Source organism: Empedobacter sp. UBA2044 (assembly GCF_002333005.1).
GTDB classification, from domain to species: Bacteria; Bacteroidota; Bacteroidia; order Flavobacteriales; family Weeksellaceae; genus Empedobacter; species Empedobacter falsenii_B.
In genome coordinates this window covers 1-10,955 of the sequence record NZ_DDBA01000063.1, presented here as the reverse complement: position 1 = coordinate 10,955, position 10,955 = coordinate 1, and the positions used below count along the sequence as shown (strand labels likewise).

The 10,955-nt window shown below is 30.9% G+C and carries 9 protein-coding genes, 1 tRNA gene and 1 pseudogene; 7 read left to right on the top strand and 4 right to left on the bottom strand.

The genetic code is table 11. The features are described 5' to 3' along the window. On the top strand, window positions 1-297 hold a 297-nt coding region (locus tag B4E59_RS11485; RefSeq protein WP_291046406.1), incomplete at its 5' end, for an Lrp/AsnC ligand binding domain-containing protein. A 78-nt stretch (window positions 298-375) separates the two neighbouring features. On the opposite strand, the gene B4E59_RS11480 is transcribed toward B4E59_RS11485, so the two are convergent. Beyond that, the gene (locus B4E59_RS11480; RefSeq protein WP_286495935.1) at window positions 376-828 is read right to left on the bottom strand and encodes a CopD family protein; all 453 of its coding nucleotides are present in this window, start codon (window positions 826-828) and stop codon (window positions 376-378) included. Window positions 829-861: 33 nt separating this feature from the next. Next, window positions 862-1,161: a cupin domain-containing protein gene (locus B4E59_RS11475; RefSeq protein WP_286495936.1), complete on the bottom strand. Its 300-nt coding sequence runs from the start codon at window positions 1,159-1,161 to the stop codon at window positions 862-864. Window positions 1,162-1,604: 443 nt separating this feature from the next. On the opposite strand from B4E59_RS11475, the gene B4E59_RS11470 reads away from it, so the two are divergent. Further along, window positions 1,605-1,808, top strand: coding sequence for a YwbE family protein (locus B4E59_RS11470; protein WP_286495937.1), 204 nt, complete (start codon window positions 1,605-1,607; stop codon window positions 1,806-1,808). Window positions 1,809-1,979: 171 nt separating this feature from the next. On the opposite strand, the gene B4E59_RS11465 is transcribed toward B4E59_RS11470, so the two are convergent. After that, window positions 1,980-3,707 carry a M14 family metallopeptidase gene (locus B4E59_RS11465; RefSeq protein WP_286495938.1) on the bottom strand — a complete coding sequence of 576 codons (1,728 nt, stop codon included), beginning with the start codon at window positions 3,705-3,707 and terminating at the stop codon, window positions 1,980-1,982. Between the two features lie 662 nt (window positions 3,708-4,369). Here B4E59_RS11465 and B4E59_RS11460 point away from each other — a divergent pair. Next, entirely contained in the window at window positions 4,370-4,561 is a 192-nt protein-coding gene (locus B4E59_RS11460) for a helix-turn-helix domain-containing protein (protein ID WP_286495961.1), read from the top strand. Window positions 4,562-4,605: 44 nt separating this feature from the next. Next, a pseudogene (locus B4E59_RS11455) lies at window positions 4,606-5,187 on the top strand (DDE-type integrase/transposase/recombinase); the annotation flags it as partial. A 342-nt stretch (window positions 5,188-5,529) separates the two neighbouring features. Here the strand turns inward: B4E59_RS11455 and B4E59_RS11450 are convergent. Beyond that, window positions 5,530-5,614: transfer RNA gene (locus B4E59_RS11450), tRNA-Ser, on the bottom strand. 339 nt (window positions 5,615-5,953) lie between these two features. On the opposite strand from B4E59_RS11450, the gene B4E59_RS11445 reads away from it, so the two are divergent. From B4E59_RS11445 to B4E59_RS11435, 3 genes are all read left to right on the top strand, one after another. Then, window positions 5,954-7,393, top strand: a complete 1,440-nt coding sequence (locus B4E59_RS11445) for a glyceraldehyde-3-phosphate dehydrogenase (protein ID WP_286495940.1) — start codon at window positions 5,954-5,956, stop codon at window positions 7,391-7,393. 181 nt (window positions 7,394-7,574) lie between these two features. Then, a complete protein-coding gene (locus B4E59_RS11440; protein WP_291053111.1) occupies window positions 7,575-10,574 on the top strand; it encodes a RemA C-terminal-like gliding motility protein in 3,000 nt (999 codons plus the stop codon). 26 nt (window positions 10,575-10,600) lie between these two features. After that, window positions 10,601-10,855 (top strand): hypothetical protein, encoded by a 255-nt coding sequence (locus B4E59_RS11435; RefSeq protein ID WP_291053108.1) that lies wholly within the window; start codon window positions 10,601-10,603, stop codon window positions 10,853-10,855. Window positions 10,856-10,955 lie beyond the last annotated feature (100 nt).

Sequence of the window (10,955 nt, the reverse complement as noted above, 5' to 3'; positions counted from 1 at the left end):
CGAAGTCATGAAGTACGACAGCTGTTCGTAGAAATTGAATTGGATACAGATAAAATTGAATTTATTGATGAAATAAAATCAACTTTCAATAAAACTCCTCAAATTCAGCAATGTTATTATGTAACAGGTGAAGTAGATTTTGCATTGATTATGGTGGTTAATACTATGCGAGAATACGAATCCTTGACTCGAAAATTATTTTTTAGTAACTCGAATATACGACGTTTTAAAACTTTTGTCAACATGCATACAGTTAAAACTGGATTACAAATACCATTACCTAAGAATGATTCATAGCTACTTTGTTACTATTGTTCTCTACTAAACTATAACAAGAAATTTAATAAATAGATAGGCTAAACTACTAATATTTATCTAAATACCACCATATCGTACGAAGCTACCTAGTATTAACATGATTATACTAATCGTTGTCACCGCTATAATATGAAATGTCATGAGAGGAAGTTTTGTATCATCTGTTTTTAAACGAGGAAGCACATAAAATTGAGCACTCAAAGCCAATAATACAATTGTTGCTAAGCCTATCAGTTTTAATGAGACAACTCTTTCAATGGGGTTTTCGAATTGAAACCAATTACTAATCTTGATCGTGTAGATATAAGACATTCTTACTCCTGTAATAACCATAACTAATAAAGCTGGAAGTCCTATTCGTTCGTATTTACTTTCAAAAGAGAACAATTTCTCTATCGATTTTTCTTTCCATACTTGTGGTAAAATAACCAAACTTAATATAATATGTCCACCAACCCATATCGTAGCGCCTATTAAATGGAAAATTAATAATAGATGTAATTCGTGCATATCAAGAAATATTAATTCATTTTATTGATGATCTTATTTTACTAAAATCAACTGACTATTTACTAAAGCCTCTAACTTATGTATAACATTTGGTTCTATCGTTATATAGTCACTAGAGCTTAATTCTATTGTTTGTTCATTTTCATCTGAATACACTACTTTTCCAGTAACACATAAAAGCAAAGCAGGTATTTTTGTACTGTGCTCTTTTAAAACACTTTTTTCTAATAATTGAATTGATGTTACATTACTAGATTCGCCTTTGAAAATACTTATCGCTCCAACGCTTTTATCAGTATCATGAATACTATTTAAATTTGGTAAATTTTCCATAATGAATTATTTATCTTCTAAATTTATTCCAAATCAATTAAATACTCGACCAAATCTATCTTATATTTTCTTATTTATACTCAGTAATAATTAATTTTTAAATCAATTACCATTTCAAATAAAAATCACTTCACTTCTCCCCTATTTTGTTCGCCCACTTTTTCCGAAACATTATCGAACAACACTCGAACAAATCCTATTTCTAGTTTTATGATTTTCACCTCAACCCCTCTCCAATAAAAGAAAGTTGTATTCTTGTTATTCTTGCCTTTATATTCAATCTCAAATTTTTTCAGCTGGGTTGTAAATAAAATAATAAAAGAGAAAATTCATAAATTTCATATTCAATCCCATTTCATTTTTACCTTCCAGATGAATGTATTTTTTAATTTCCTTTACGATAGAATGAATATCTTTTCCATTTATTTTAAGATATTTGTAATATGGATGGTAAAACAAGAGCAAATATAAAACCTGGTATGCTGGTTAATATTGTATTGAAAAAGGATCAACGAACTGGCGAATTGACTGAGGGTATCGTGAAAGATTTATTGACTTCTGCGCCTTATCATCATCGTGGTATAAAAGTTCGTTTGACGGATGGACAAATTGGACGTGTGCAAGAAATTATTGAAGACGATTTTTAGAATGCATCAAACTATAAATTAAAAGCTCTTATCAATACAGATAAGAGCTTTTTACAATTTTTCACCTTTGCCTTTTCTATTTCAACAAATAGATTTTAATTAACAAATTGTGTGTTATAACAACTTAAACCATCTATTTGAATAATTTTATTTCAAAATGCACAACTGGTTTTAATTAAGAATCCTATAAATCGGATATTGTCTGTAAGTATTCTTCTCAAAATAAGGCGAATTTTTATAAACCCAATCCAACTGTGCTTCGCCATCATTAGCAAACTCTGGTTTTAATGCTTTTTCTGCTTCAAATGCGGTTTTCAAAACCACATTATTTTTCAATAATTCAGCAGCTGTATCCTCAAAAATATAAGCCGAATAATATTCTTTCTGACCTAATATTCCATCGAAAAAATTCCAGTTAAAGAACGAATCCAATGCCTCTGGTTCTAAGGTTTCAAGAATATATTTCACTCCATCTTGTTGTGTTGGCACAATATAATCTCCTTCAAAAAATTTAAGCGATTTCATCGATTTTGTAACCACCGTTTCGTAATGATTATAATGTCCTTCATATGCATTTTTATTGGTTTTAAAATCTGATATTTTATACGATTCGACGTTAATTAATGTATCATTTTCTATTCGTTTCATTTGAATATCATTTCGTTGCAAAGCTTCTACAACGCGATATTCAGCTTGTGGAAGAACATAATATTTCGGAATTGTAATGTAACTAATTGGTTTTGCAGAATTGAATAATTTAATTTTTTTTGTAAATGGTTTCGATCGATCATAGTACAATCTATCTTTTCCCGAAACCGCACTTGGCTTGTATCCTGCTTCAAATCCTTTAAAATTCATTGTTGTAAATTGAGTAGAATCTATTTTCCAACGAATTCCATATTGATTTCCGACCTGATATTGTTTTAGATTTTCTTTTCGTAAATTTCTGATTGTCAAATATTCTTTATCTAAATTTTCTAGATTTACCAACATATATTTATACGTTGCGTCTACACGGTTTTCATAAGGCTTTAACATATGTGTTTCGGGCATTGTGCTTAGTGCATTAAACAATGTTGTATAACCTGTAGAATAGCGTGGAGAATCTTCGAAAGCTGCAAAACCAATATCAGGAACATCGCCATGTATGTTCACATATTGCGTACTTTCGTAACCATTTTTTTGCATTTCGGCTAGATTATTTGCTTGATATGTCGTATAAAAATAATCGCCCAAAACATTTCCTACACGCGCTTTAAAAGACGAAATATAGGTAAATGTGTACTGATAATCTGCCCCATTACTTACATGATTATCAATAAAAACATCAGGTTTCAACCAATGAAAAATCGTCTGAAAGCTTTTTGCATTTTTTGAATCATTTTTAATAAAATCTCTGTTCAAATCATAATTTCTGGCATTTCCACGAAAACCATATTGTTCAGGTCCATTCTGATTTGCGCGCGAAAAAGCCCCTCTATTCAACATACCACTTACATTATAGGCCGAAATCGCAGCAATAATAAAATTCTTAAGCGGTTTAATTTTTTTCATTGCCAAATCTCGCATCAACATCATCGTCGCATCAATTCCGTCCGGTTCTCCAGGATGAATTCCATTGTTTACGAAAAGCACTGCTTTTGTTTTACGTAATTCTTTTATATCTTTTTCTTTAAATGGATTATAAACAACTACATAAATTGACTTTCCATTATCGTCTTCTCCTTTTTTTACATACTGTATTGTCTCAAAATTTTCCGCTAAATTTTGATAAAACACATTCATTTCATCATAGGTTGTAGTTTGATTTTTATTTCCTTTTTCGTAAGGAGTTATAAAATTATTTTGACCAAAAAGTAGTGTAGAAGTAAGAAATAAAAACAGTATTTTAAAATTCATATCATTAATTTCTTACTAAAATAGAGAGAATACAAAAGATTCAACATGAAAATGAATTATTTTTCTAAAATAATCTTCTACATACAGTAAAAAACATTTGAAATTATAAGGAGAAGCTCTTGTGGAGCTTAGGTAAACTTGTTACAAGTTGATTAATAAATTATATGTTCATTTTTTTTCTTGATAAAAAAAACGAACCAAAAAAAATCAAGTCCGTGCCTACAAGTCGGTCAATAACGACTACTCGCTAAATGCTTTAAATTATTCACATATAAAATGTGAACAGTAAATCATTTTTAACGCTCACTACGTAGAATTGACACTCGACTCTTCAGCAATGACAGCTTTAAAATTCGTTATTATAAGTGAATTTGAATATTGAAAAAGGAATTAAAAATCCGACGATTTAGTATCGAAATGAAATTCAATTCTAAATTATTGGAATAAAAAAAGTTGGAGTGTCTGAGTGGAACGAGTTGACAACTTTATGAAAATAATTTAGTTAGTTGAATCATTGAGAGACTACTGTCGGCATCTTTTTTTGTTTCGTTTTTTTTGGATGAACAAAAAAATGAAAAGAAGAAATATAGAATCACCCTATCCCTACTTCCTCTTATCATTTATTTTATTTAATTAACTCGTATATTACTGAAATTAAATAAATTAAAACATATAACAAAGTTCACGAATTCTACGACAGTGCAGATGTGCAAAGGCTACTTAACGTTAGTGAAAAAACGTTGTATCGCATGAGGAGAAACAAGACGATTCCTTGTTTTAAGCTCGGTAAAAAGTACTTTTTCCCAAAACATTTCTTTAATATAAAATTCTTGGATAAGAGCCTTTTTTGTTAAAGAATGTCTTATCCTAAAATAAGTTGACACCAAATCAACTTATCATGAAAGAATCATACTTAGAAAGAGAAAAGCGTACACAACGCGATTACACCTTAGGCTTTAAGTTAGCTGTTGTACGCCAAGTAGAAAAAGGCGGCTTTACGTATAAACAAGCCCAAAAACACTACGGTATACAAGTTCGACTAGGCACTCAATGGGGTTACCTGAGTTTAATAACAGATGCTTATTCAAGAAAAATAATGGGGTATTGCTTCCGTGAAGATTTATCAGCTGATGGTTGTATTGAAGCGCTTAACATGGCAGTAAATAACAGGCTTTATAATGAATCTATAATTCATCATTCTGATAGAGGATCGCAGTATTGCTCACATAAATATGTAGATTTATTACTCTCAAATAACATAGCTATAAGTATGACAGAAAAAGGTGATCCCTATGAAAATACAATGGCAGAAAGGGTTAATGGAATAATTAAAATGGAATTTAATTTATATGAAAGCACATTAGGTTTTGATCAGACAAAAATTAAAATTACTAATAGTATTAAAACTTATAATGAATTAAGACCACATACAAGTTGTGATTATTTAACTCCAAATGCTGCGCATTTGCAGTCAGAAAAATTAAAGAAAAGATGGAAAACTATAATAGAAGTTTTAATAATCAAAACTCCTTTGTATAGTAAATTTAGGATTAAGATCAATTGGTGTGTAACTATAACAGGATTTATTTAAAAACATGTATAGTTATTTTAGGACCGGGTCATTTGTTTATTCTAAAGCTAATACTTTACAGAAAAAAGAATTTGTAAACATAGTGTTCGACAGCAGTTTACACTATGAAAATGGGATTTATCAAATACCTACAATGATGGATTTATTTTCGAGTAACCATTTGAAAATAAAGGAAGAAAACTTTTTTATTTATACAAAAAAAGAGATTCTAAGTAATAGAATCCCTTTCAGCGGAGAGTGAGGGATTCGAACCCCCGGAGGTGTGACCCTCAACAGTTTTCAAGACTGCCGCATTCGACCACTCTGCCAACTCTCCAACACAGCGTTTATTGCCGTATTGCGAGTGCAAATATAGAACGCTTTTTCGAATTTGCAAATAAAAATTTTTAACAATTATTTTACGAAAACGTTTTCGTAAAATTCAATTCAATTTAAATTAAACAATAAAATAATGGTTAATAGCTACTTATTAGTATTCATAAAATTTAAAATTTCCTATTAAAAATTTATTTTTTTTCTATATTTTAGTATTTTCGTAGGAATAGTTGTGTTTTTATGACAATAATTAGTTTTTGTAAAAAAAATGTACGAAATCGTTATAATTGATTACTTTTGCCAAGAATTAAGTAAATAAACACAAATAAACATTTATTAAATGAACCACTCTTCTTATGATCAACAACTTGCATCTTTCAATGAAATGAGCAAAAAGGTTGTAGAATTCATTAAAATTGTTTCAGATTTATGGTATGATCAATCTGTTGAATTGGTAATTTTCCGTAATCAATTAGTTGATAAAAACGTTAGTGACATCGTAAATCTACATCAGTATGCTGAGGAATTTGTAGAAAAAAAGATTGCTATCGACGATACATTAGCGATTGCTAAAGCTATTTCTGAAGCTAAATTACCAGCTTCTAGACTTGATGTTGGAAAATTAGCTAAAGAATATATTTCTGGGAATTACGCTTCGGCAGAAGCTTTCGTTGAAGAGAAATTAGGTGCAAGCAAAAATGTAAAAAGTGTTGAACCAAAAGACGTTGTTTTATACGGTTTTGGTCGTATCGGACGTTTATTAGCTCGTGAGTTGGCTTCTCAAATGGGAAAAGGTCAACAATTAAGATTACGCGCTGTTGTAACACGTGATAAAAACGATCCTGTTTTGTTAGAAAAAAGAGCTTCTTTGTTACGTCATGATTCTGTTCATGGTGATTTTGACGGAAACGTTGTAGCTGATCACGAAAATAATGCTTTAATCATCAACGGAGTTTCTGTTTATATGATTTCTGCAGCTCAGCCAGAAGAAATTGATTATACTACTTACGGAATTAATAATGCTTTAATTATTGATAACACAGGTGTTTTTAAAGATGAAGAAGCGTTATCTCGTCATTTAAAATCTGTTGGTGCTGATAAAGTTTTATTAACAGCGCCAGGAAAAGGTGTTCCGAATATTGTTTACGGTGTTAATCATGAAGAATATAGCCCAGAAAATGTAAATATATTCTCAGCTGCTTCTTGTACAACAAATGCAATTACACCTATTTTGAAAGTTGTTGAAGATAATTTAGGTGTTGTAAAAGGGCATTTAGAAACAATTCATGCTTATACAAACGACCAAAATTTGGTTGATAATATGCACAAAAAATATCGTCGTGGACGTGCTGCTGCTTTGAATATGGTAATTACTGAAACTGGTGCTGGTAGTGCTGTAGCAAAAGCTTTACCAAGTTTAGCAGGTAAATTAACTTCGAATGCAATTCGTGTTCCTGTTCCAAATGGATCTTTGGTTGTCTTGAATTTAGAAGTTAGTAAAGATACTTCTGTAGAAGCGGTAAACAATTTGATGAAAGATGCTGCATTGAACGGAGAATTAGTTGAGCAAATTAAATTTTCGTTGAACAATGAATTGGTTTCTTCGGATATTGTTGGAACTTCTGCTCCGTCGATTTTCGATAGTAATGCGACAATTGTTTCTGCCGATGGTAAAAATGTTGTGATGTATGTTTGGTATGATAACGAATATGGATACAGTCACCAAGTAATGCGTTTAGCAAAACACATTGCAGGTGTTAGAAGATATACATACTATTAATAGTATTTTTTCCCTTTATTTAAAATTAATCCGTTAACATTTATTTGTTAGCGGATTTTTTTTGTAGGATATTCATTTAAAAATACTTAAGTAAATTTTATGTATTATTTTTGTTAATGTTATATTAATATTAGTTTAGAAAATTAACTTTTTTTAAAAAAAACTTAAAACAATTTATCGTATGAAAAAACTTTACTTTTTTAAATCATCCTTATTAACATTATTGTTATCAGGATTTGCTTTTGGACAGGGAACAGAAACTTTTGAGTCCCAAACAGCATTAAGTAGTTCTTATGCAACAGGATCATTTACTGGAGAAACAGGAGGAATTGTATGGAATTATACAAATGCAAGAAATGAAAGTACATATCCAATCACAAATAAAGGAATCCTATTTCAAGCTTCAGGAAATACATTAGAAACTACAATTTCTAATGGAATCGGAAAATTATCTTTTGATGTCAGAAAAGCTTTTACTGGAGGTTCAAATAATAGAAAGATTGAAGTATTAGTAGATAATGTAGTTGTTTACACTTCACCAACATTTGGAAAAGCACAAACGGATGCTACTATTCATTCATTTGAAGTAGAAATAAATAAGTCAGAGGCAGCTGTTATTACATTTAGAAATGCAGGACCACAACTTACTTTAGATAATATTTCTTGGACTGCCGCTGGAATAGCAACGGAAAAACCAGTTGTGTCTCCACGAACAATTACAGGAACTTATGGTGTATTATTGCCTGATGGAGCTGTGACAGCAACTAATAATCCTACCTTTTGGACTCAAACAGGTATTTTACCTTTAGGAATTACATTTGATAATGGCGTTTTCTCAGGTACACCTGAACAAGCAGGAACATTTACAGCACAGGTAGCAGCCACAAATCAATATGGAACTTCTGATCCGGCTACTATAACTTTTGAAATTGCAAAAGCAAACCAAACAGTAGATTATAACTTTGAAGCTTTAGTTCAAAACCAAGGAACCACTTTTTCTGGTTTACCATCACAAACAGATCAAGGGTTAAATATTGTGTATACTTCTGCTGATAATTCTATTGTTTCTATAAACGGAAATAGCTTATCATTTGATGGTATTGGTTCTACAACTATTAATGCAACTGCCGTTAGTAATAATAATTATAACGAATTTAGTACAACTTTTGATGTTTCAGTAACAGATCCTAATGCTACTTATTGTTTTGAGGAAACATTTGATGGTTTAAATGGTAATAATACAAGTACTGCAGGATCTAATAAGGCTTGGAATGGGAATTCTAATTTTCCTACTGTAGTTACTGTTTATCAAGCAGGAAATGCTATTAGGTTAGGTTCAAGTAATAACAAAGGGGGGATAACATCAAAAGTGTTAGATCAAATAGCTGGTAATGTAATAGTTTCTTTTGATGTAAAAGGTTGGACAGCAATTGAAGGAAGTGTCAATGTTACATTAGGTTCAGAAACTAAAAATGTTGTTTATACAGCGAAAATGGCAGATAATTTCGAAACACAAACTGTAAGTTTTGAAAACGTAGCTGCTGGTTCTACTTTAAAATTAGAAACATCGGCAAAAAGAGCATTTATTGACAATGTTAAAATTCAATGTTCAACAGCTGAAAACTCTACAACTTGGGACGGAACTGCATGGTCTAATGGAACGCCGGATCTTACAAAAGATGTAATCATCAAAGGTAAAGTAACAGTTGATACGCAATTAGAAGCTAAAACGTTTACAGTTTCAGATGCTGGAGGTTCAGTTGTCGTAAAGTCAGGTGCTCGTTTAATCGTTGATGGGAAGATCGACAATCAAGCTGGTCTTACAGGATTAGTTGTAGAAAATGGTGGTAATTTAATCCAAAATCAAAACGTTGCTAACTCAGGAGCAATTACAGTTAACCGCGATAGTAAATCGATGGTTCGTAATGATATGACGTTCTGGTCTTCTCCGGTTCAGCAGGAAGCATCGCAACAAACTATACGTTCATTCTCTCCGGAAACATTATACAATCGTTTTTGGACATATAATGAAACAACAGATGAATTTACTCAGATTTTAACTTCAGATACAGACTCAAAATTATTTGAACCAGGTAAAGGGGTTTCTATCCGTGTTAAAAACACTTTACCAACAGGGCAAAATACAATTCATAATGGTGCATTTTTAGGTGTTCCGTTCAATGGAGATATAACAGTTCCTGTTCAATTTACAGCAAATGGATACAATTTAGTTGGTAACCCTTATGCTTCTAACATTAATGTGGAAAAATTCTTATTAGCAAATGAGAATGTTAATTCATTATATTTCTGGACACATCAATTCCCTGTTGGTTCTTCAGAATATGCAAATAATTATGCCGCATTCAACGTTGTAGGTGGTGTTATTCCTGATTTGTCAAACATTTCTGTTGGACAAGGATTTATCGTAGGACTTTCTCAAGCTACACCTACAGTTAATTTTAACAATACAATGAGAACTTCGCAAGATGCATTTTTCTATAAAAATTCAATTGCAGAGAAAAACAGAATTTGGTTAAGTTTATCAAAAGAAAGTAAAACAATTAGCCAAATTTTATTAGCTTATATGGATGGAGCTACAAACGATGCGGATAATCAAATTGATGCAAAAGTGATGCAAAGAGGATCTTCAGCAATCTACTCATTGATTAATAATGAAGTATATGCAATCCAAGGACGCAGCTTACCTTTTAAAACTGATGATGTCGTAAAATTAGGTTTTGAAACTTTAGAGCAAGGAAATTACACAATCAATATAGAGAAAGCTGATGGGTTGTTTGAAAAAGGACAGATTGTTTATTTAAGAGATAAAGAGTTAAATCAAGTACATAACTTATCAGAATCAGCTTATTCATTCACTTCTAAAGCAGGAATATTTGATACTCGTTTTGAACTTGTGTATACAAATAAAACATTAGGTACAGATGAATTGTCAAAAGAAAATGTTATTGTTTATACTAAAAACAATACAATTGTAGTGGATGCAAAACAAAATAAAATTTCTTCGGTAGAGTTGTATGATATTCAAGGAAGAAAAATATTTGTGAAAAATAACATTCGTGCAAGTGTTTACCAAGTTGAATCTTCTGCAAAAGGAATTTTAGTTATAAAAGTTCTGACTGAAGACGGAAAAGTTAAGACTCAAAAAGTTGTAAACAAATAATTTAACATCTAATAAAATAGTACAATATGAAAAATATAAAACAAATTATCTTAGTTGCAGGAGTTTTGCATTGTTCAATAGGTCTATCTGCTCAAGAAAATAAGATTTCGTTCTTTGAATCAACTAATCAAAATGAAAGTTCTGCTAGACCAGGAACCGGTGGTGGTGGAACAGATGTTGAAGATGCTGATCCAGTACCAATCGATGATTATTTACCATTATTGGTAATAGGGGCAGGATTGGTTGCTTTACGTTTCAGAAAGCAGTTATTAAAAAACTAATTTCTAAATTGTTAAGTCCCTAAAAAAATAAAACGGAATTAGACCAATAAAATTTTATTTTAACCGTAAAATTTATCGGAATTTTTACGGTTTTTTTTTT